The sequence below is a fragment of the Mycobacterium sp. DL99 genome (assembly GCF_004762045.1).
Lineage (GTDB): Bacteria > Actinomycetota > Actinomycetes > Mycobacteriales > Mycobacteriaceae > Mycobacterium.
The window spans coordinates 2,446,339-2,467,046 of sequence record NZ_SJOM01000007.1; the positions used below are offsets into that span (position 1 = coordinate 2,446,339).

19 protein-coding genes and 1 pseudogene are annotated in these 20,708 nt (G+C 67.6%); 13 read left to right on the forward strand and 7 right to left on the reverse strand.

Annotation, left to right across the window (positions count from 1 at the left end; genetic code table 11):
- Window positions 1-2 precede the first annotated feature (2 nt).
- Window positions 3-1,142, reverse strand: a complete 1,140-nt coding sequence (locus EYZ64_RS12275) for a phosphotransferase (RefSeq protein WP_135453673.1) — start codon at window positions 1,140-1,142, stop codon at window positions 3-5.
- Between the two features lie 56 nt (window positions 1,143-1,198).
- Between EYZ64_RS12275 and EYZ64_RS12280 the strand changes: the two genes are divergently transcribed.
- Window positions 1,199-2,386: a CaiB/BaiF CoA transferase family protein gene (locus EYZ64_RS12280; RefSeq protein WP_135453674.1), complete on the forward strand. Its 1,188-nt coding sequence runs from the start codon at window positions 1,199-1,201 to the stop codon at window positions 2,384-2,386.
- Here the strand turns inward: EYZ64_RS12280 and EYZ64_RS12285 are convergent.
- Entirely contained in the window at window positions 2,367-4,589 is a 2,223-nt protein-coding gene (locus tag EYZ64_RS12285; protein WP_167857806.1) for a glycoside hydrolase family 3 C-terminal domain-containing protein, read from the reverse strand. The two genes, EYZ64_RS12280 and EYZ64_RS12285, sit on opposite strands and share 20 nt — an antisense overlap.
- Window positions 4,590-4,625: 36 nt before the next feature.
- Window positions 4,626-5,162, reverse strand: a complete 537-nt coding sequence (locus EYZ64_RS12290; RefSeq protein ID WP_135453676.1) for a TetR/AcrR family transcriptional regulator — start codon at window positions 5,160-5,162, stop codon at window positions 4,626-4,628.
- Window positions 5,163-5,249: 87 nt separating this feature from the next.
- Between EYZ64_RS12290 and EYZ64_RS12295 the strand changes: the two genes are divergently transcribed.
- Entirely contained in the window at window positions 5,250-6,506 is a 1,257-nt protein-coding gene (locus EYZ64_RS12295; RefSeq protein WP_135453677.1) for a cytochrome P450, read from the forward strand.
- An 11-nt stretch (window positions 6,507-6,517) separates the two neighbouring features.
- Window positions 6,518-6,709 (forward strand): ferredoxin, encoded by a 192-nt coding sequence (locus EYZ64_RS12300; RefSeq protein ID WP_135453678.1) that lies wholly within the window; start codon window positions 6,518-6,520, stop codon window positions 6,707-6,709.
- Window positions 6,710-6,784: 75 nt separating this feature from the next.
- On the opposite strand, the gene EYZ64_RS12305 is transcribed toward EYZ64_RS12300, so the two are convergent.
- A complete protein-coding gene (locus EYZ64_RS12305) occupies window positions 6,785-8,014 on the reverse strand; it encodes a cytochrome P450 (RefSeq protein ID WP_135453679.1) in 1,230 nt (409 codons plus the stop codon).
- 29 nt (window positions 8,015-8,043) lie between these two features.
- Between EYZ64_RS12305 and EYZ64_RS12310 the strand changes: the two genes are divergently transcribed.
- Both EYZ64_RS12310 and EYZ64_RS12315 read left to right on the forward strand, forming a co-directional pair.
- Window positions 8,044-8,952, forward strand: coding sequence for a cyclase family protein (locus EYZ64_RS12310; protein ID WP_135453680.1), 909 nt, complete (start codon window positions 8,044-8,046; stop codon window positions 8,950-8,952).
- Window positions 8,949-10,097, forward strand: a pseudogene (locus EYZ64_RS12315) (alpha-hydroxy acid oxidase); the annotation flags it as partial. The gene EYZ64_RS12310 and the pseudogene EYZ64_RS12315, both read left to right, overlap by 4 nt.
- 21 nt (window positions 10,098-10,118) lie before the next feature.
- Here the strand turns inward: EYZ64_RS12315 and EYZ64_RS12320 are convergent.
- Window positions 10,119-10,946, reverse strand: coding sequence for a thioesterase family protein (locus EYZ64_RS12320; protein ID WP_135453681.1), 828 nt, complete (start codon window positions 10,944-10,946; stop codon window positions 10,119-10,121).
- A 9-nt stretch (window positions 10,947-10,955) separates the two neighbouring features.
- On the reverse strand, window positions 10,956-11,825 hold the full coding sequence (locus tag EYZ64_RS12325; RefSeq protein ID WP_135453682.1) for an SMP-30/gluconolactonase/LRE family protein: 870 nt from the start codon (window positions 11,823-11,825) through the stop codon (window positions 10,956-10,958).
- A 75-nt stretch (window positions 11,826-11,900) separates the two neighbouring features.
- On the opposite strand from EYZ64_RS12325, the gene EYZ64_RS12330 reads away from it, so the two are divergent.
- The 8 genes from EYZ64_RS12330 to EYZ64_RS12365 all read left to right on the forward strand — a co-directional run bounded on the left by EYZ64_RS12330 (window position 11,901) and on the right by EYZ64_RS12365 (window position 20,235).
- On the forward strand, window positions 11,901-12,605 hold the full coding sequence (locus tag EYZ64_RS12330) for an NIPSNAP family protein (protein WP_135453683.1): 705 nt from the start codon (window positions 11,901-11,903) through the stop codon (window positions 12,603-12,605).
- Window positions 12,606-12,612: 7 nt separating this feature from the next.
- Window positions 12,613-13,842, forward strand: a complete 1,230-nt coding sequence (locus EYZ64_RS12335; protein ID WP_135453684.1) for a cytochrome P450 — start codon at window positions 12,613-12,615, stop codon at window positions 13,840-13,842.
- Window position 13,843: 1 nt separating this feature from the next.
- Window positions 13,844-14,812, forward strand: a complete 969-nt coding sequence (locus tag EYZ64_RS12340) for a zinc-binding dehydrogenase (protein WP_135453685.1) — start codon at window positions 13,844-13,846, stop codon at window positions 14,810-14,812.
- Window positions 14,809-15,621, forward strand: coding sequence for an HpcH/HpaI aldolase family protein (locus EYZ64_RS12345; RefSeq protein WP_135453686.1), 813 nt, complete (start codon window positions 14,809-14,811; stop codon window positions 15,619-15,621). Before EYZ64_RS12340 ends, EYZ64_RS12345 begins: the two co-directional genes overlap by 4 nt.
- 11 nt (window positions 15,622-15,632) lie before the next feature.
- On the forward strand, window positions 15,633-16,364 hold the full coding sequence (locus EYZ64_RS12350; RefSeq protein ID WP_135453687.1) for an SDR family NAD(P)-dependent oxidoreductase: 732 nt from the start codon (window positions 15,633-15,635) through the stop codon (window positions 16,362-16,364).
- Window positions 16,346-17,878: a flavin-containing monooxygenase gene (locus EYZ64_RS12355; RefSeq protein ID WP_135453688.1), complete on the forward strand. Its 1,533-nt coding sequence runs from the start codon at window positions 16,346-16,348 to the stop codon at window positions 17,876-17,878. Before EYZ64_RS12350 ends, EYZ64_RS12355 begins: the two co-directional genes overlap by 19 nt.
- Window positions 17,879-17,881: 3 nt before the next feature.
- Entirely contained in the window at window positions 17,882-18,805 is a 924-nt protein-coding gene (locus EYZ64_RS12360; RefSeq protein ID WP_135453689.1) for an alpha/beta hydrolase, read from the forward strand.
- Between the two features lie 191 nt (window positions 18,806-18,996).
- A complete protein-coding gene (locus EYZ64_RS12365; protein WP_135453690.1) occupies window positions 18,997-20,235 on the forward strand; it encodes a MinD/ParA family ATP-binding protein in 1,239 nt (412 codons plus the stop codon).
- Here EYZ64_RS12365 and EYZ64_RS12370 read toward each other — a convergent pair.
- On the reverse strand, window positions 20,227-20,706 hold the full coding sequence (locus EYZ64_RS12370; protein WP_135453691.1) for an SRPBCC family protein: 480 nt from the start codon (window positions 20,704-20,706) through the stop codon (window positions 20,227-20,229). The genes EYZ64_RS12365 and EYZ64_RS12370 overlap by 9 nt on opposite strands.
- Between the last annotated feature and the right edge of the window lie 2 nt (window positions 20,707-20,708).

A 20,708-nucleotide genomic window follows, 5' to 3' on the forward strand; every position in this document is an offset into this window, starting at 1 on the left:
CATCACAGCAACTTCTTGAGTATTGCCACAGTCTCCAGGTCGGCCAAAGCTGCCACACCGCGTCTGGCGCCCTCCAGTGCGATGTCTTCGTCCTGCATGCCGCCGAGGCCCGCGGTGATGACGGGTGCGGCATACGCATAGATCGCACCGACGCGATAACGCTCCCACAACTCGTCGTGGTCGAGGGAGGGGCCGCCGGCCGCCGCCAGTGCGCGGCGGTATTCGTCGAGCAGGTCACGCTCGGCGGCCTGCCGGTCGGCCGTGGTCATGCAGGTGACCAGCGTGTACGCCAGCTCGCGGCCGGGATGGCCACGGCGCACGGCCTGCCAGTCGAGCAGACCCGCCTCGCCGTTGCGGAAGAACAGATTGCCCGGATGTGCGTCACCGTGCATCACGGTATGCGGCGGGCGGTCCAGCAGCTGCGCCGCCGCGCGGTAGTTCTCGTCGATGAACCGGCCATCGGCCACCGGGATGTCGGTGTTCTCGGCCAGTCGTTTGGTCGACATCTTCAGTAGGGAGCCGGTCATCAACGAGGTGTGGTCACCCGACGCCGAGTACAGCCAGCCCAGCGGCCCGCTGCCGGTGCGGGCCGGCAGTTTGTCCCAGAATGCCGCGTGTACCCGGGCCAGCAGCTCAACCGTCATGGCGGCCCGGTCTCTGTCCAGCGGGTGCAGGGTGTCCGGGAACTCGCAGGCGCTCAGTGTCAGGTCCTCCAGCGCCAGCACGTACCGCCCGGTGAGGGCGTCGAAGGCCGCGCCGTAGGCGCGGGGAACTCCGGGCAGGCCGTCGGCCAGCTGTTGATAGAACCGAACCTCGGTGTGCCCCAGCCGGCCCAGCTCACCCATCATCCGGGTGGCGGCCGTTTCGGCGGGCATCTTGACGAACACCGATTCGGGTACCCCTGCTCCCGACAGCGCCAGCCGCGCGCGTGACGACGTGCCCGCATCGCCGCCGATCACCGACACCGATTCGATCCTGCGTCCGGTGAGCTCGGACAGGTAGGCCGCATCGAGATCGGCGATCCGGCGGGGCAGTGCCCGCATGCGTCCGATCGCCGCATCGGTTGCGATACGTTGCACCCCGTGACCGATGTGCGCGGCCAGACCGGCGACGGGGACGAGGTGGCGGGCCGGTGTGAGCATTCGCCAAGTTTACAAATTTGCGACCGATTGTAAAGCGGTTTCGGGAAGGAGTGGTGATGGCGGGTCCGTTGGAGGGGTTTCGGGTCATCGAGTTGGGCGTCTGGGTGGCCGCACCGGCCGCCGGCGCACTCCTGGCTGACTGGGGCGCCGACGTCATCAAGATCGAGCCGCCGTCGGGCGACCCGGCGAGAACATTCGGCCGGATGCTCGGACTGGATCCGGACCTGGGGGTGGCGGCCAACCCGCCGTTCGAGATGGACAACCGGTCCAAACGCAGCATCGTGCTCGACCTCGGTACCGCCGAGGGGCGGGATGCCGTAGGCGAATTGCTTTCCACCGCAGACGTTTTCCTGACCAACGTGCGGCCCGCCGCATTACGGCGGCTGGAACTCGACTTCGAGACCGTCGCGGCACGCAATCCGCGCCTGGTGTACGGGTTGATCACCGGATACGGACTGAGCGGACCCGAGGCGGACCGGGCCGCCTACGACGTCGCCGCCTTCTGGGCCCGCGCCGGGCTGGCCGACCTGCTCACCCGGCCCGGGGACACTCCGCCGTTTCAGCGCGGCGGGATGGGGGACCACTCCGCGGGGATGACGCTGGCGGCCGCGGTGTGTGCCGCGTTGCTCGCCCGAAACCGCACGGGGACTGGCCAATTGGTCAGCACCTCGCTGTACCGCCAAGGCGCCTACACCGTCAGCTTCGATCTCAACACGCTGCTGATGAGCGGTGAGCAGATCGCGATCGGCCAGCGTGAGGCGATGGCCAACCCGTGCATGAACAATTACACCGCCGGTGACGGGAGTCGGTTCTGGATCGTCGGGCTGCAGGGGGACCGGCACTGGCCCGCATTGTGTCGGGTGGTGGCCCGCGAAGACTGGCTGACCGACGCACGTTTCGCCACCGCGCGTGATCGATACGTCAACGCCCGCGAGCTGATCGCCGATCTGGACGCCATCTTCGCTGAGCATCCGATGGAGCACTGGGCCACCCTGTTCGACGGTGAACCCGACTTCTTCTGGTCACCGATCAACAGTCTCGACGACGTGATCGCCGACGAACAGTTCCACGCCGCAGGTGGGATTGTCGAAGTCCCCGACGGGATTTCGACGGTGCCGATGGTGGCCAGCCCGGCCGACTTCTCGGCCACCCCGTGGCAGCCGCGCATGGTCGCCCCGACGCTCGGCGCGCACACCGACGAGATCCTGGCCGAGCTGCGGGCGATCAGGATCGCTGAGCGTTGATTCCCGCGAGCAGTTGATCGAGCTGCTCGCGGGTGACCTTGCCTGCCGAGAAGGCGGCCATCCGCCCGACCGGCACCGATTCGAGCATCCGCAGCAGATTGCTGCCGAGTGCGGAATCGGCAGTGCCGAACGGGGAGGCGTCGCCGAGTATCGCGAGAATGGTCTGCGCCGCCGCCGGGTCGGCAAGCAGCTCGCCCAGCGTTGAATCGCGGGTGAACGGCTGGGTCGGTTCATCGCCGGCCAACGTCACCGTCGCCGTCAGCCGAAGATCCCGGCTCGATGCGCCGACCGACACCGCGTACTCGCCGGGCTCGACAACCCAGCGCCCGGCAGTCGTGCTCCAGTACGCGAGATCGCTTCGGCTGACCGGGATCTCGACGGCACATTGCTCGCCCGGCTCGACCGTCACCGCGGTGAAACCGGCCAGCCACCGGACAGGCCTGCCGACAGCGGAGCCGGGTAGCCCGGCATAGACCTGCACCACCTCACGGCCTGACCGGGTGCCGGTGTTGGCCACCGTCAGCCGCACGGACAGTCCATCGCCGACGGCGTTGACCTCGAGGCCGGAGTAGTCGAACCGGGTGTAGGACAGGCCGTGGCCGAATGGGAACGCCACCGGCATGTCCCGCGTGTCATACCAGCGGTAGCCGACGAACATCCGCTCGCCGTAGACCGTATGGCCGGATTCCGACGGAAAGTTGAGGTAGGCAGGAGAATCCGGCAGCCGCAACGGCACGGTCTCGGCCAGCCGACCCGACGGGTTGACGACGCCGAACAGCACATCCGCCAGCGCGCCACCTCCGGCTTGCCCGAGCAGGGCACCGTCCACGACGGCCGGGGCCAGGCCGGCAACGGCGTCGAGGCGCACCACGCCGCCGTGGGACAGCACCACCACGGTGCGGGGCTGGGCCTCGACGACGGCGCGTAGCAGGTCGAGCTGAGCGGCGGGCAGATCGATGTGCTCGCGGTCGTAGCCCTCGGACTCCTCTTCGGAGGTGAGGCCGAGGAATACGATCGCGGTTTCGGCGGATTCGGCGGCGGTGACCGCGGCCGCGATATCGCTTCCCGCACAATGGCTCACCGGGTGATCGCCTGCGAGCCTGCGGATCTCGTCCAGCGGGATGTCGAGGCGCGTCGGATTCACATGAGAACTGCCGCCACCCTGATATCTCGGCTCCTGGGCGAATCCACCGATGACCGCCAGCGGTGACGGCGCCAGCGGCAGCAGATCACCGTCGTTCTTCAACAGCACGATGGCCCGCTGCGCCGCCTCGCGTGCCAGCTCGTGGTGTGCATCGATATCGACCGAACTGAATGACGCTGCGGTGGTGCCTGTTTCGGTGACCCGCTGGGTCAGTCGAGCGATGCGCCCCGCGGCGCGGGCGACGACATCCGGGTCCAGCTGCCCGGCGCGTACCGCGTTCACCACCTCAGCGTCGGAGACACCGCCGCTCGTCGGCATCTCCAGGTCCAGGCCCGCGGCCACGGCCACGACCCGGTCCGCCACCGCGCCCCAGTCGCTGACCACCACGCCGTCGAAACCCCATTCGTCGCACAGCACCGTGGTCAGCAGCCAGGCGTTCTCCGACGCGTAGACCCCGTTGATCCGGTTGTAGGAACACATCACGGTCCAGGGCTCGGCCTGGCGCACCACGATCTCGAATGTCCGCAGGTAGATCTCACGCAACGTGCGGATGTCGACGTCCGAGCTGGCCCGCATCCGGTCGTGCTCGGCGTTGTTCACCGCGAAATGCTTGAGCGATGCACCGACACCGCGGCTCTGCACCCCGCGCACCCACGCCGCGCCCAGCGCCCCCGAGAGCAGCGGATCCTCCGAGTAGTACTCGAAATTGCGCCCGCACCGCGGGTCACGCTTGATGTTGACTCCCGGCCCGAGCAGCACATGCACGCCGAGCGCGCGGCTTTCATCGCCCAGCGCCCGGCCGACTCGCTCCACCAATTCGGGATCCCAGGTCTGGCTGAGTCCGACCGCGGGTGGAAAGCAGGTCGCCGGCTCACTGCCGGACAGGCCCAGATGATCTGTGGCGCTGCCGGATTGCCTGCGCACCCCGTGCGGGCCGTCGGTCAGCACGATCGCGGGCACCGCGCCGATCGCCTTGGTGGTCCAGAAGCTGGCGCCGCTGCCCAGCGCGGCTTGTTCGGCCAGGTCGAGCCCGACGATGGGATCAGCTGAGTCCGTCACCGAGCCCAGGGTAGCGCCGGCTGTGAAATGCCCTGGTCAGTGCTGATGTTTCCCTCTGGCGGCATGGCGTAACTGCGCGAGAAATTCATCGGCGTCATCGCTGCGCACCAGGTAGTGGCAGACCGCCACCCGCACCGCGGTGGCCGCGGCGATGTCGGCATCCGGCCCGGAAGTCAGCCGTTGCAGACGCTCCCGCATCAGCGGGATCACCTGGGCGAGCCGCTTGATGACATGTTCGGGTTCGATGTCGACCATGCGCAGTCCGGGGTAGGACTGCTGATATTCGACGACCGTGCGCAACGCGGCGTCCAGGTGTTCGTCCTCGGGAAGGTCCGCGGAGGCCTTCGCCACGGCCTGTTCGTAGTGCCTGCGCTCCCACACCACGAATGCGTCGAGCAGTTCCTGTTTGGACGCGAACCAGCGGTAGAGCGTGGGCCGGGAAACCCCGGCCTGCGTGGCGACCTCTGACAGGCTGAGCTTGGTCATCCCGTTGGCCCCGAGTACCTCGGCGGTGGCGGCCAGGATTCGTCCGCGGGTGCTGCTGTCGTCGTCGATGGACGATGTTTCCGCCATACCCACAGCTTTACAAACTATCGGCGAACTGTCACGCTGATTCGCGGCGCGACACCGTCGTCGGACGCCCGTGCAGGAGGGAACACCGTGACAGTTGCCAGCTCACCGCAGGCACGCGAATACAGCCCATTCGACATCACGTCGCACGATTTCTGGAGCCGGTCATTCGCCGAGCGTGACGAGACATTCGCGCAGTTGCGCGCCGGTGCGGGCCTGAGCTGGCACCAGCCGCTGTCGACGATGTTCGACGTCGAAGAGCCCGGTTTCTGGGCGGTGACGCGCCGAGCCGACATCCAGTTCGTGAGCCAGCATCCTGAGCTGTTCACCTCGACCCAGGGTGTCGCGCTGGACCCGATGCCGGCCGACGTGCAGAAGTTCGCCACCTTCTTCCTGATGATGGATCCGCCTGAGCACACCACGTACCGGCGTCTGATCAGCTCGGCGTTCACCCCGCGCAATGTGCGCAAGATCGAGGAGCAGATTCACCGCAACGCCGTCGCCGTCGTCGACGATCTGATCGGCGCAGGCGACGTCGACTTCGTCGAAGCGTGCTCGGCGCAGCTTCCGATGCGGACGATCTCCGACATGCTCGGTGTGCCCACCGCCGATCAGCCCGCGCTGGCCAAGGCCGCCGAGAAGCTGTTCAGCATGAGCGATGACGAGTACTCCTCGCTCGAAGAACGCGCCATGGCCACCATCAACGAGATCATGCTGATCTCGAGCACGGGGGTGGAGCTGGCCAAGTTCCGGCGGGCCAATCCCGGTGACGACCTGATGACCAGCATCGTCAACGCCGAGGTCGACGGGCACCGGCTGACCGACGAGGAGATCGGCGCGTTCCTGATCCTGCTGGCCTCGGCGGGCAACGACACCACCAAGCAGACCACCACTCACGCGATGATGGCGCTGGCGGCCAATCCGGACCAGAAGGATTGGCTGTTGGAGGATTTCGACAACCGGATCGGTCTTGCCACAGAGGAATTCGTGCGGTGGGCCACACCGGTGATCCAGTTCGCCCGGCATGCCACCGAGGACGTCGAGCTGGCCGGCCAGCAGATCAGGGCAGGCGAGAAGGTGGGGCTGTTCTACTGCTCGGGCAACCGGGACGAGTCGGTGTTCACCGACCCGCAGCGTTTCGACCTGAGCCGCTCAACCAATCCGCAGGTCGGGTTCGGCGGTGGTGGTCCGCACTTCTGTCTGGGCAACCAGCTGGCCAAGACCGAGTTGCGACACCTGTTCCGCGAGTTGTTGACCCGGCTGAAGACCGTCGAATTCGGTGAGCCCGAACTGCTGTACAGCAGTTTCGTGCACGGCATCAAGCGCGTGCCCGCGCACGTCGCGTAGGTCGGCACCCGATGCGCGTCGAAGTCGATCTGGGCAAGTGCACCGGGCATGGCATCTGCGAATCGATCGCCGAGGACGTATTCGAGGTTTCCGACGAGGGTTGGGTGTCCATCCACGGCGATGATCACCCGGAAAGCGATCGGGAACGGTTGCAGCAGGCCGTGACTCAATGCCCGGCGACGGCGCTGCGGCTACGGGGCTGAACCGGGTGAGTGGCCAGTTGTGGCACACGGTTTCCCAGAATTCGTGTCATAACTGGCCAGTCGGAGAGTGAGGTGTCAGCCCAGTGACACCAGCACCCGGCCCGGCCCGCGCACCGTGTAGTTGGTGCCGTAGTCCAGCGGGCCGGCCAGTTGCCAGTCACCCACAGTGTCGATCAGTTCCTCGAGGAAGATCTGGGCCTCCAGGCGGGCCAGGTTCATCCCGAGGCAGCTGTGTAGGCCGAAAGCGAATCCCAGGTGGGACAGCTTGCGGCGGGTGATGTCGAAGTCGTCGGGACGCTCCCAGCGTCGCGGATCTCGGTTGGCCGCGCCCAGCAGCAGGGTGATCCGCTCACCGTCGGCGACGGCGACGTCACCGACGGTCACGCCATCACCGACCACATCACGGAAGATGGAGTGCGACACCGTTTCCAGGCGGTGCACCTCTTCCACCGCGTCGAGGGCCAAGGTGCGATCCGACTGGAGGATTCGGCGCTGATCCGGATGAACGGCAAGCGTCGCCACGATCTGGGCGAGCAGCTTGGCCGTGGTCTCGTTGCCGGCGAACACCAGTTGGGTGTTGCTCGCGACGATCTCCTGTTCGGTCATGTGCTCGCAGGCATATTCGTGGCCGACCATCGTCCCGATCAGATCCCAGCTGTCGTCGGCTGGGCAACCCCGGCGGGGCAACTGTTCGCGGATGTAGGAATTCAGTTGGGCCGTGGCGTGTTTCCCCGCGGCAATCAACTCGGCACCGTGCTCACCGGGCATGCTGTAGCCCTCGGCCGAGGCGCCCATCGCGTCGCTCCACATGGTGAACTGGCCGACCATCTCCGGTTCCACACCGAGCATGTGCGCGATCACCTCGGTCGGGATACCGCGGGTGAGCTCCGAGACCACCTCGACGGTTTCCCCGGCGCGTAGCCTGGCGGCGACCGGTTCCAGCCTGGCCCGCACGATGTCGGTGATCACCGGACGCATCCGCGCCAGCATCCTGGGCCGGAAATCGCCGGACCAGATCGACCTGATCTGGTCGTGGTGCGGGCCGTCGTAGAACTCCATCGTCGGCCCGCCGAACACCGCCGCGTGCTCCACCTGGCCGCGTTCGGAGCCGAACCGTGAAGGTGCACTGAGGATCTGCTTGAGCAGGTCGAACTCGCCGACCATCCAGCGGTTGATCCGCTCGTTGAAGACCACCCCGCCCAGCTCCCGGATCTCGCGGTATCGCGCCCACGGATCGGCGACGAACGCCGGGTCGGTGGTGTCGAACGACAGCAGCGGAAAATGGGTGGCGACCATGGCTGCCATGTTGACAATTTTGTGCCATTCTGTAAAGCGTGAGTTTCAAGGATCTCGGCCGCGAACTGTCGAACTGGGGTCGATGGGGCCCCGACGACCAGATCGGCACACTCAATCTCGTCGAGCCCCGCCACGTGCGGGCCGCGGCCGGTGAAGTCCGTTCGGGCAAGGTGTTCCAGCTGAGCATCCCGGTGGGCAAAGACGGGCCGCAGAGCGGTATCGGCGGCCGGAACAACCCGGTGCACCTGATGTCGATGCAGCACAGCGACTTCGAGCCGCACGGCCTGCAGGTGGCCGACGACTGGATCATCATGCCGCTGCAATCCGGAACCCAGTGGGACGCGCTGTCGCACGTCGGTTACGACGGCAAGCTCTACAACGGGCACTCCGCCGACGAGGTCGGGTCCCGTGCAGGAGCGCGGCACCTGGCCGTGGACGCGTTCACCGACCGGATCGCCGGTCGCGGGGTGTTGCTCGACATTGCCCGGCTGCACGGAGTGGACTGGCTCGAAGCCGGCACCGCGATCACCCCGGCCGACCTCGAGGCCGCTGAAGCGGCACAGGGCGTGACCGTTGGAGAGGCCGACTTCCTGCTGGTGCGCACCGGTTGGCGAGGGCGACTGCTGGCGAAGGGCCGCGACGACTGGATGTCCACTGAGCCGGGCCTGGGCATCGACTGCGCCCGTTGGCTGCGTGACCGCGGCGTCGCGGCGGTGGGCAGCGACAACTGGGCCATCGAGGTGATCCCCAGCGAAACGGGGGAGACGCTGCCGCTGCATTGCATCCTGATCCGCGACATGGGCATGCCGCTCGCCGAGATCCTCGACCTCGACGCACTGAGCGCCGATTGTGCCGGTGACGGCATCTGGAGTTTCCTGTTCGTGGCGCCGCCGCTGCGCATCAGCCATGCCGTGGGGTCACCGGTCACGCCCATCGCGATCAAATGAGCCCGGCCTTCCAATACCGGCTGCGGACCCCGGCGCCGCTGGTCAGCGTCGAGGACTACCGGAACGCGGCGCGCCAGGCGCTGCCCGCCATGGTGTGGGCCTATCTCGACGGCGGCGCCGAAGATGAGCGCACCTTGCGCGCCAATCGCAGCGCCTTCGCGAATTGGAATCTGCGCCAACGGGTTCTGGCCGGTCACTCCGGCGCTGACCTGGGGGTGACGATCGACGGTCAGCGACTCGAACTGCCGGTGCTGCTGGCCCCCACCGGCCTCACCGGGTTGGCGCACTGGTCGGGTGAACTGGCCGCCGCGCAGGCCGCCGAACGAGCGGGGACCCGGCTGACGCTGTCGACCGCGTCGTCGTACTCCGTCGAGGAGGTCGCGGCGGGCACCTCGGCCGACCACTGGTTCCAGCTGTATCCCTGGGGCGACGGCCCGTTCTCGGATTCGATGCTCAGCCGGGCCCGGGACTCCGGCTATCGCACCCTTGTGGTCACTGTCGACGTTCCGGTGCAGGGCAACCGGACCGGGGAGCGGCGCACCGGCATGGGCCACCCGCCGATCCTCACCCCGCGGCGCATCGCCGACGCCGCGATCCGGCCGAGGTGGTGGTACGGGCTCCTGCGCCACCAGCGGATGACGATGCGCAGCCTCACTCACACGGCGGGCGCGAAGGGCGCCGTGGAATCCGTCAGCATCCAGAACCGCCGGATCCGGCCCGACCTGAGCTGGCGTGACGTGGCCGCGCTGCGTGAGCGCTGGGACGGCCCGTTCGTGGTCAAGGGCGTGCTGGAACCCGACGATGCGGTGCGTGCGGTCGATGACGTGGGAGCCACCGGGGTGGTGGTGTCCAATCATGGTGGGCGCCAACTCAATGGCGTGATCGCCGCACTGGACGCACTGCCCGACATCGCCGACGCCGTCGGCGACCGCGCCACGGTGCTGCTCGACAGCGGTGTGCGATCAGGTAGTGACATCGTGACGGCACTGGCGCTCGGCGCCGATGCCGTGATGATCGGCCGGCCCCACATCTACGGGCTGGCGGTGGCCGGCGGTGCCGGGGTGGGTGCGGTGCTCGACATCCTGGCCGCCGAGGTCCGCTCGACGCTGACCCTGATGGGAGTGGCCAGTGTGGCCGACCTGAACCGCGACTCGCTGGTTGCCCGGCTAGTCGCGGGGTGGCTTGGGCGGTCGGGGACGCACCAGCACCGACTGCTGGATCGCGCCCACCGCGCCGGTCTGGTCGAACAGCGTCCCCACCGTGGCACCGATGCCGTCGGGTCCGTAGCTGGTGTCGGCGCGGATGCCGATCCACTCCCCGTCGGGCACCCGGTGGATGTGCACGACCAGGTCCGTGTTGAGGAACGTCCACTTGCGGATGTCGATCTTGGAGCCGATGCCGTTGGCGTCATCGGCCACCGCGAACAACCGCTGCAACGGTGTCATCAGCTCGCCCTTGACCACGTCGACCGTCGGCTTGAGCCAGGACTCACCCGGGCCGGGCGCCTGCGGCACGGTCAGCCAGCGCCAATCCACGCTGTGCACGTAGTTGGTCTCCCAGTTCTTGGCCATGTCGCGGCCGCGGGCCTGCTCCAGCGGCGGTAGCGGCTCGACGCCGGTGTGGGTGAGCGCGGTGGTGTCCAGTTGCAACATCCGCCAACCGCTGGCCCGCGCCACCACCCGGGGAGCACCGTCGGGTCCGGGTGCCAGCATTTCGGCGCTGACCAGTTCGATCTGCTTGCCCGGCCGTTCCAGCTGTGCGCGCACCCACAGGTCGCCTTCCGACGGCACGCCGCCCATCAGATCGATGGCGACCCGGCTCAACCGGGTGTCGGCGCGGTACTCACAGCGTTCCAGCGCCCGCACCAGCAACGCCGACACCGGCGCACCGTGCTGGATGGCCGCCGACCAGGTGCCGCGGGCCATGTCGGTCGCGCGGAACCTCTCACCGGCCGCGTCGTTCTCGTCGATCAGTTCGTAGTAAGAATCAGACATATCTACCGTTCAGTGGTGATGATGGGTGTCGTGATCGCCCGGTGCGGGGGTTTCGACCATGAGCGCATCGACCCGCGACAGTTTGGTGCCGATCAGGCGTTCCGGATAGGCGTCGGTGGTGGTGACCAGGAACAGGGTGCGTCCCTCGGCGCCGCCCAGGGCGCACGCGATCGCGGTGCGGCCGTCGGCGTCGACCCGGTGCGTGACCGTCGCCTCGCCCTGTCCGTCGGCGGCGAAGCGCTGGAACTCCTGCGCCAAGGTCAATGCCGCCCACACCCCGCCCTCGACGTCGATCGCGAGGCCGTCCGGCGGGCCGTCGAGCCCCTCGGCGAACACCCGCCGGTCGACGAGGCCGCCGTCGGCATCGATGGTGAAGGCGCTCAGTCGTCGCGCGGTGGACTCGGCGACGATCAGGGTGGTGCCGTCCGGGGTGATCACCATGCCGTTGGGAAAGTCGAGATGTTCGGCGACCACGGTGACCTGGTCATCGGGGTCGATGCGCACGATCACCCCGTCGGTGCGGGCCTGCGATCCGACATAGGCCCGGCCGTGCGCGTCGACCACCATGTCACCGAGGGCCGCGGGGGCCAGGTCGCTGAGGTCGGACAGCAGCTCGACGGTATCGCCGTCGTAACGCAGCACCTGGCGGCGCTCGGTGGACACGATCAGCAGGGTGCCGTCGGGCCGAAAACCCAACCCGGAGGGCGAATGTCCGGGGACGGGCAGGGCGGTCATGGAGCCTGACAGCGTGACCGTGTGTACCGCCTCGCCGAGCATGTCGGAAAACCACAGCAGGCCCTCGAACCAGCGCGGTCCCTCGCCGAAACAGAAACCATGCGCCAGTTGGGTTGTCCCGGTTTGTTCGGTTCCCGCCGTCATGTCCTCGCGCCTTTACAAAACACGCCTCAAGTGTCACGCTCGCATGGTGCCACTGTCAACTATCGGAGCGTCGTGATGAAGAAGTTCTACGGCCACACGCTGCTGTATTTGCACGAGACCATCGACCTGGGGTCGGGGCGGACCGACCAATTTACGGAGACCTTCGTGGAGGTCTACCGACCGATGATGGAGGACCTCGGCGCCCGATTGTTCGCGATCTGGGAAACCACGCCCTACAACGGGCACTGGCCGCAGGTCACGATCATCTGGGAGATCGACGCATTCGCCGACTACGCCCGCATCGGCAAGGCGCAGGCGATCGGCGGCAGTCATGAGAAGCCCGCACTCCAGTGGGCGGCATACCTGTCCGAGCTCGGGGCCCGCGGTGAGGGACGGATCATGTACGCCGGCAAGTACAACAGGACGCTCGCGCAGCTCCAGGAGGCGAACTTCGGTGCGGGCCTGGTGATTCAGGAGATCATGCAGACCAAGCCCGGGCGCCAGGACGATTACATCCGGGAACTCGAGCGGTTGTATGTGCCGTGGTCGGAAAGCACCGGCAAGCGCTGGCTGGGCTCGTTCATCACCACCTTCCGGTTCAACGAGGTGATCCACTACTGGGCACTTGACGACGACTGGGACTGTTTCGAGAACCACTACCCGTCGTGGAAGGGGAACCCGCCCGCGGAGATCGTCACCTGGATGAGCGTGGCCCCCGCGCTTCGTGACGGCTGGGAGGATTCGATCCTTTCGGCCCTGCCGCCCTCACCGCTGAAGTAGGCCTGCGATGAAACAGCCTGTGCTGCAGGATTTCACCTACGATCCGTTCGATCCGGACGTGATGGCAAATCCGCTGCCGTACTACCGGATCCTGCGCGACGAGCACCCGGTGTACTACATCGACAAATGGGACACGTACGCGCTGTCCCGGTTCGACGACATCTGGAACATGCTCGGAGTCAACGACGGAACCTTCGTCGCATCCGAGGGGACCCTGCCGGCCGCGAACGTGCTGGCGCACCGCAACAACGGCCCGGTGCCCGATCCGCCGCTTCATCCCATGCCCTTCCATGCCAACTTCGATTCGCCGCTCTACGAGAACGTGCGGCGGTGCACGTCGGCGCAGTTCCGGCCGCGCTCGGCGGCCAAGCTGGCCGAGAGGATCCGGACGTTGGCCAACGAGCGTCTGGACGAATTGCTGCCGCGCGGCGCGTTCGACCTGACACAGGATTACGGCGGCATCGTCGCCGCCGCGATGGTCTGCGAATTCGTCGGCTTACCAGCTGATCTCGCGCCGGAGGTGCTGGCCACGGTCAACGCGGGCAGCCTCGCGCAGCCAGGGGAAGGGGTCGAGGTCGGCAACGCCCGCCCCGGCTACCTGTCCTACCTCACCCCGATCATCGAGCGGCGGCGCGCAGAAGGTCACGACGGCAGCGTGCCGATCGCCGATGCCCTCATCGACTTCCGGCTGCCCGACGGGTCGGCCTTCGGGGACATCGAAGCCGCCGTGCAGATGCTCGGCGTGTTCATCGGCGGTACCGAAACGGTCCCGAAGATCACTGCGACCGGACTGTGGCAGTTGCTGCGGCACCCCGACCAGTTGGCCGCCGTGCGTTCTGATCTCGACGGCAACGTGCCGGTCGCCCGCGAAGAGATCATCCGGCACAGTGCCCCCGCGCAGTGGTTCGCCCGAACGGTGCGGCGGCCGTACACCGTTCACGGCACCACCATCAATCCCGGCCAGCGTGTCATCACGCTGTTGGCCTCGGCGGCCCGCGACGAGCGGGAGTACGACAATCCGGACGATTTCGTGTGGAACCGGCCCATCGAACGGCTGTTGTCGTTCGGCCATGGACAGCACTTCTGCCTCGGCGTACACGTGGCCCGGTTGGAGATCACCATCATGATCCAGGAGTTCCTCAAGCGCGTGCCCGACTACCGCATCGACGAGGCCGCGGCGTCCCGACCGCCGTCGAGTTTCCAGTGGGGCTGGAACAACATCCCCGTGGAGGTGTGACGTGTGGTCGTATCGGCTCGTCGCCCCGTATACGTTTGAGCGGCAAGATGTTTCAGAACCATCGCCCGAATCGTTGACCGACGGCCAGGTGCTGCTCGACTTCCTGGCCGCCGGGATCTGCGGCAGCGACCTGCCCGGATTCCGTGGCACCCAAGGCAAGCTGCCGGGGGACACCGGATGCTGCGCGGCGGAGATGAACGGCTTCCCGATCCACGAGATTGCCGGCGAGGTACTGGCCAGTCGCCATCCCGACCACCGCCCGGGGGAGCGCGTGGTGGGTTGGGCGTCGGGTTTCGACGGCCTGATGGGGCGAGTGATCGCCGACGGAGCCGGGCTGGTGTCCTACGACCCGGCGCTGGCTCCGGAACTGGCCGTCGGCCTGCAGCCGCTGGCATGCGTCCTGTACGCCGTCGAGCAGCTACCGGATCTGGAAGGCTGCCACGTCGCCGTTATCGGACAGGGCTCGATCGGCTTGCTGTTCTCCTATGTGGCAAAGTCTTTCGGCGCCGCGCGGGTCACCGGGATCGATCCGGTGGACCGTACTTCGATAAGCGCCCACTTCGGGGTCGACGACGCGATCCGGGCCACGAGTGACCGTTGGGTCAGGCACCTGGGGCCGGACGGCAAGCCCGATATCGTCATCGAGGCCGTCGGGCATCAGGTCGCCACGCTCAACCACGCGTTGGAAGCCGCCGCGTTCGGGGGCACGGTGTTCTACTTCGGAGTGCCCGACGACGACAGCTATCCGATCAGCATGCGCACCATGTTGCGTAACAACCTCACCCTGAAATCCGGTGTCACACTCGACCGTCAGCGTGTGCTGCGCCGGGCCGACGACTTCGCCCGGGAGCATCCCGACCTGTTACCCCGCTACGTGACCCACACGTTCGGCTCGGACGATGTGCAGGCCGCGTTCGAACTGGCCTGCCGTCCGGTGCCCGAGCGCGTCAAGATCGCGATCACCCGATGAACTCCAGCCGACTGCAGGAGGCGCTGGCGGCCAACGCCCAGGTCTGGGGTGGCTGGGTGGTCGGGCCGACGATCCTCGGTCCCGAGGAGTTCGCGGCGGCGGGCTACCACTACGTCGGATTCGACGTCCAGCACGGGTATCTCGATGACGCGGACGTAGCCCTGCTGTTGCGGCGGCTCGAGCATGTGCCGATCGCCACGGCGGTGCGGTTGCCCTCCGCCGACCCCGCACCGATCGGCCGGGTGCTCGACGCGGGCGCCGACGCGGTGATCATCGCCATGGTGGAATCCGCCGGGCAGGCCGCTGCGGCGGTCGCCGCCACCCGATACGCCCCAGCCGGGGTGCGCAGCTTCGGGCCGCTGCGGGCTGGCCTGGGACACGACACCGCCGAGCTGGAGGCCCGGGTGAGTGTGTTCGCGATGATCGAGACCGCGCGGGGTCTGGCCGCCGCCGAGGAGATCTGTGCGGTGCCCGGCCTCACCGGGATCTACGTCGGCCCGGCGGATCTGGCCATCTCGATGGGATACCAACTCTCCGACGCCTGGACGCACCCCGAGGTGCGGGCGGCGATGGTCACCGCGCAGACCGCCGCCCGCGCGGCCGGACTGGTCGCCGGAATCCATGCCGGGGCAGGAAAACTCGGAAAAGCGATGGCCGACTTTGGTTTCCAGATGATCACCTTGGCCTCGGAATCCCAGGCGTTACGCCGCGGTGCCGCCGAGCACCTCAACGAAGCAGCAGGAAACGCCGGTGGTCCGTCCGCATCCGGGCAGGCCGCGACTGGCGCCGAACGAGGAGGCTACAACTGAACGCAGGAGCAGTGCCGAGCGGCGATCGGGTTGCGCTGGTGACCGGCGCCGCGCGTGGCCAGGGCGCGGCCATCGTGCGCCGGCTGGTGGCCGACGGCTACCGGGTGACAGCAGCTGATCTGCTGATCGACGAACTGGCCACCAGCACAGCCGAATTCGGTGACCAGGTGCTGGCCGTCCAGCTGGACGTGACCTCGGCCGAGCAGTGGCAGGCCGCGGTGCGGGCCACCGTCGAGCGGTTCGGCGGGCTCAACGCGCTGGTCAACAACGCCGGTGTGCTGCACCGCGCCTCGATCGCCGAGGAAACGCCGGCCGGATTCGAAGGATCCTGGCGGGTCAACTGCCTGGGCCCCTTCCTCGGATTGCAGGCAGCCCTCGAGCCCCTCCGGCAGGCCGAAGGCGCTGCCGTGGTGAACACCTGCAGCACCGGCGCCGTCCGGCCGTTCCCGTACTACGCGGCCTACGGGTCGTCGAAGTGGGCGCTGCGCGGCCTCACCCAGCTGGCCGCCGCCGAACTGGGCCGCGACGGTATCCGGGTCAACGCGGTGTTCCCCGGGCCTGTCGAGACACCGATGCTCGACGAGTCGACTCAGGCCCGGCTGGTCGACCGGGCCACCCTCGGGCGGTTGGGTAAGCCGACCGAAATCGCCGATGCCGTGGCATTTCTGTTGTCCGGCCAGGCGACCTTCATCACCGGCTCCGAGCTCCTCGTCGACGGCGGCCAATGTCTGCAGATCGGATAGTGCGCATGTCGAGCTCACCCTCGGTGGGGATCATCGGTGCCGGCCCGGGCGGGCTGGCGCTCGGAATCTTCCTGAAAAAGGCGGGTTTCGACGATTTCACCATCTTCGACCGCGAAGACGGGGTCGGTGGCACCTGGCGGATCAACACCTATCCGGGCCTGGCCTGCGACGTGAAGTCACACCTGTACTCCTACTCCTTCGATCCCAACGCCGGCTGGAGCCGGCTGTGGGCTGGGCAGCCAGAGATCCTGGAGTACTTCGAGCGGTGCGCCGAGCGCTACCGCCTGGGCTCGCACCTGCAGCTGAACACCGAGATCATCGCGGCGCGGTGGGATTCCGACGCCAACAACTGGGTGTTGACCACCGCGGCCGGGGCGCAGCACCGCTTCGACATCGTGGTCTCGGCGATCGGCCTGTTCACCCAACCGTTGCAACCTGATCTGGTGGCCGAGGAACCGTTCACCGGCACCCTCATGCACACCGCGGAGTGGGACCACAGCGTCGACCTCGACGGGGCGCGGGTAGCCGTACTCGGCACCGGATCGACTGCCTCCCAGGTGGTTCCGGAGATGGCGAAGGTCGCCGAGAAGGTGTACTCGGTCCAGCGCTCGGCGACCTGGGTGCTGCCGAAACCCGACCGGCCGTACACCGAGCGGGAGCGCTGGCTGTTCGCCCATATGCCGTTCGCGAAGAAGATCTACCGGACCCGGCTCTGGCTGCGCAGCGAGTCCAACATCGCTGTCATCGAGAACGGCAGCGACAAGACGCAGGAATTCAAGGCGCTCGCGCTCAACCTCCTCGAATCAACCGTGGCCGACGAGGAATTGCGGGCCCGGCTCACCCCGGACCATCCGCTGGGCTGCAAGCGCCTGGTGTTCTCGCCGGATTTCATCGCGACCCTGACCCGGCCCAACGTCGAGGTGGTGTCCAGCCCGGCCCGTGCGTTGCGGGCCCGGTCGCTGGTTACCGAGGACGGTCGGGAACTCGACGTCGATGTGGTGGTGTGCGCCACCGGGTATGCGGCCGCCGACTACCTGGGGCAGATCGAGGTGACCGGCGAAAACGGGGTGTCGCTGCACGACACCTGGAGTGACGGGGCATTCGCCTACCTGGGGATGGCGGTGCCCGGTTTCCCCAACTTCTTCATGCTGTACGGGCCCAACACCAATGTCGGCTCCAACAGCGTCATCTTCATCCTGGAGGCGCAGGCCCGCTACGTGGTGCGGGCACTGAAACACCTTCGGCGCAAACGCAAGTCCTATGTGGCGGTGCGTCCCAGCGCCATGGCCGCGTTTCTCGCCGACATCGACCGGTGGATGCAGGGCACGGTGTGGCTGACCCGGTGCAGCAGCTATTTCCGGGCGCCCAGCGGCCGGGTGGTCACCCAATGGCCACGCAGCGCCCGCGCATTCTGGTCGATGACCCGCCGGTTCCGGTCCGCCGACTACACTTTCGAACCGCACACCAACTACCCGGCCCCGGTCTCCGCGGCCGCCGATTGGACGGACGGCTGAGCCATGCCCTGGCTGGAGCGCCTCGACCCCGCGTTGCACGGATTTGCCGAGGCGCGCACCGATCTGACCACGGACCAGTTGGGCGTGGTGCGTTCCTCACTGGATCAGCGGCGCCGTGACGCTGCGCAGGTCCTGGACACGCCGGGCGTGGAGATCGTCGGCGCCCGCGTCGCGCTCGGACGTCGCACCATTCCGGTGCGGATCTATCGCGGCGGACCCTCGCCGTCGCCCGCGGTGGTGTACTGCCATTCGGGTGCCTTCGTCCTGGGCAACCTCGACACCGACCAGATCCAGTGTGTGGAGTTGGCCCGGCGAGCCCGGTGCACCGTGATCTCGATGGATTATCGATTGGCACCGGAGTATCCGTATCCGGCCGCCTTCGATGACGCGATGGTGGTGCTCAACTGGGCGGCCACGCTGGCCGCAGAGCTCGACATCGACGCGGGCCGCATCGCGGTGGCCGGCAACAGCGCGGGCGGCGCTCTGGCCGCGCTGCTGGCACAGCACTCCGCAGCCGGTTCCGCGCCACCGATCGTGTTCCAGTCGCTGCACCAGCCGGTGCTCGACGACCGGCCCACCCGGTCGAAGGAGGAGTTCGCCGACACACCGGGCTTCGACGGTCCGGCGACCATCGCGATGTGGCGGCACTATGTGGGCGGCCGGGACGTGCCGGAGGCGGCGGTGCCGGCCCGCGCCGCCACACTGACCGGTGTGGCGCCGGCGCTGATCACCTGTTCGGAGCTCGATCCGCTTCGCGACGAAGCGCTCGACTATGCGCGTCGGCTGTTGGCCGCGGGCGTTGCCACGGAACTGCATCTGTTTCCCGGGACGTGCCACGGCTTCGATTCGCTGCTTCCGGAGTGGGAGGTCAGCCAACAACTGTTCGCGTTACAGGGCGCGGCGGTGCGCCGTGCGCTGCACGGTTGAGCTGGTAGCTGGGGCACCCCGGCGGGCGCTCGGCAGTGGTTGTGATCGACGTTGTGGGCAATAATGCAGGTCTGTTGCAAGTGAAAACTCGCGCGGACAATTCGGTGCGGCCGGTGCGCCGACGGCCTCGGCGGTGCACCCGAGGGTCAACCTGGTCGCGTCGGGAGCGAGTGAGCGATTGAGAGGTAAACATGTCGGCCGACGACGACCGGCTCATGTACTCCGGCGATGCCAAGCATGCCCGGGACCCGCTGGCGTACGGCGGGCTTGACGCGCTGCTGGGCGGACCGGTCGCGGCGCTGCCGAGCGGGCGGTCCCGGCACGGCGACACCAGGGTATCGACGCCACCGATCGTTCTGACCTCGAATTTCGCCGCCCCCCGCGAAGCGGAGATCACCGCCAAGCTGCCCGTGGTTCCGGGCCGTCCGATCAGCGGGTCGTCCTCGGCCGGGAGCTGGATCCTGGAGCAACCGATCCCGCTGGCCGCACCCGGCGAGCCGCGCGCCATCGACAACCTCTCCCGCGTCGGTGTCCGCTCCTCGGTCAAGATGCAGCCACGACGCGGCTGGCGGCGGGCGGTCTATGTCACCACCCGCCTCAACCTCGGGCTCTCCCGCGACGAACTCTACGAACTGGATCTGTACGCGAGGGTGCGCCGCACGGCCCGCGAATCCCATCAGATCGGTGTCTTCGGCCTCAAGGGCGGCGTCGGCAAGACCGCCGTCACCGTCGCGCTCGGATCGGTGCTCAGCGCCGTGCGCGGCGACCGCATCCTCGCCGTCGACGCCGATCCGGCCGGCGGCAACCTGGCCGACCGGGTGGGACGGCAGTCCGCGGCGACGGTGAGCGACCTCCTGGCCGCCAAGGACCTGTCGCGCTACAACGATGTCCGAGCCTTCACCAGCATGAACGAGTCCAAGCTTGAGGTGCTGTCCAGCGATGAGTACAGCGGCGCGAGCCGCGCGTTCAACGATGCCGATTGGAATGCCGCGACCGCAACGGTCTCCAAGCACTACAACCTGATCCTGGCCGATTGCGCGGCGGATATGTTCGCCTCGGCGGGCCGTGGGGTCCTGGCGACGGTTTCCGGTGCCGTCATCGTGGCCAGTGCCTCGATCGACGGTGCCCGGCAAGCTGCCGTGACCATGGACTGGCTGCGGCACAACGGCTACCAGGACCTGCTGAACCGCTCCTGCGTGGTGGTCAACCACGTCGGGCCGCGGAAACCCAATGTGAACACCGGCGACCTGGTGCACCAGTTCCAGAAGCATGTGGCCCCGGGCCGGGTGTTCGTGTTGCCGTGGGACAAGCACATCGCCGCGGGCACCGAGATCCATTTCGACCTGCTGCGCCCGGCGTTCCGGCGCCGCACGCTCGAGTTGGCGGCGGCGCTGTCCGACGATTTCGAGGGCGGCGCGGCGCTAGCCTGAACTGAGCGCCAGCTCCCGACCCACCGCGGCGTGATACCTGTCGATGTTGGCCGGATTGACCACACGGAACAGCGCGTCCGGTAGCGGGGCGTCCTTGTATGCCTCGATGGTCATCGTGCGGCTGAACAGCGTGATGTCGTTGCCCGGACGGGTGAACTGATACTGCACGGTGATGCGGCCTTCCATGCCGCCGTTTCCTTCACGGTCATGGCCGAGCCGGCCCACCGAATTGAACACCCACATGCGGGGTCGCATGGCGATCGCCAGGTGCCAGGTGTAGATCTGTGCGCCGTCGGGTCCGGCCTCGGTCCAGGTATCGCCAACTCGCAGCGGTAGCCGCTCCGGTAGTCCGCCGATGTGCGCGCTGCCCGGATACGTCTTCACCCAGTTCGCCGGATTGCTGACGAAGTCGTAGACCTCCTCGGCGGATTGGGTGAAGGCCGTCTCGGAGGTGGTGGTCACGATGCCCAATG

What these genes read in the sequence shown, in the direction of transcription:
- EYZ64_RS12275 (WP_135453673.1), bottom strand. Translation starts at nt 1,142, where the DNA reads ATGCTCACACCGGCCCGCCACCTCGTCCCCGTCGCCGGTCTGGCCGCG.
- EYZ64_RS12280 (WP_135453674.1), top strand. Translation starts at nt 1,199, where the DNA reads ATGGCGGGTCCGTTGGAGGGGTTTCGGGTCATCGAGTTGGGCGTCTGG.
- EYZ64_RS12290 (WP_135453676.1), bottom strand. Translation starts at nt 5,162, where the DNA reads ATGGCGGAAACATCGTCCATCGACGACGACAGCAGCACCCGCGGACGA.
- EYZ64_RS12300 (WP_135453678.1), top strand. Translation starts at nt 6,518, where the DNA reads ATGCGCGTCGAAGTCGATCTGGGCAAGTGCACCGGGCATGGCATCTGC.
- EYZ64_RS12305 (WP_135453679.1), bottom strand. Translation starts at nt 8,014, where the DNA reads ATGGCAGCCATGGTCGCCACCCATTTTCCGCTGCTGTCGTTCGACACC.
- EYZ64_RS12320 (WP_135453681.1), bottom strand. Translation starts at nt 10,946, where the DNA reads ATGTCTGATTCTTACTACGAACTGATCGACGAGAACGACGCGGCCGGT.
- EYZ64_RS12325 (WP_135453682.1), bottom strand. Translation starts at nt 11,825, where the DNA reads ATGACGGCGGGAACCGAACAAACCGGGACAACCCAACTGGCGCATGGT.
- EYZ64_RS12330 (WP_135453683.1), top strand. Translation starts at nt 11,901, where the DNA reads ATGAAGAAGTTCTACGGCCACACGCTGCTGTATTTGCACGAGACCATC.
- EYZ64_RS12335 (WP_135453684.1), top strand. Translation starts at nt 12,613, where the DNA reads ATGAAACAGCCTGTGCTGCAGGATTTCACCTACGATCCGTTCGATCCG.
- EYZ64_RS12345 (WP_135453686.1), top strand. Translation starts at nt 14,809, where the DNA reads ATGAACTCCAGCCGACTGCAGGAGGCGCTGGCGGCCAACGCCCAGGTC.
- EYZ64_RS12355 (WP_135453688.1), top strand. Translation starts at nt 16,346, where the DNA reads ATGTCTGCAGATCGGATAGTGCGCATGTCGAGCTCACCCTCGGTGGGG.
- EYZ64_RS12360 (WP_135453689.1), top strand. Translation starts at nt 17,882, where the DNA reads ATGCCCTGGCTGGAGCGCCTCGACCCCGCGTTGCACGGATTTGCCGAG.
- EYZ64_RS12365 (WP_135453690.1), top strand. Translation starts at nt 18,997, where the DNA reads ATGTCGGCCGACGACGACCGGCTCATGTACTCCGGCGATGCCAAGCAT.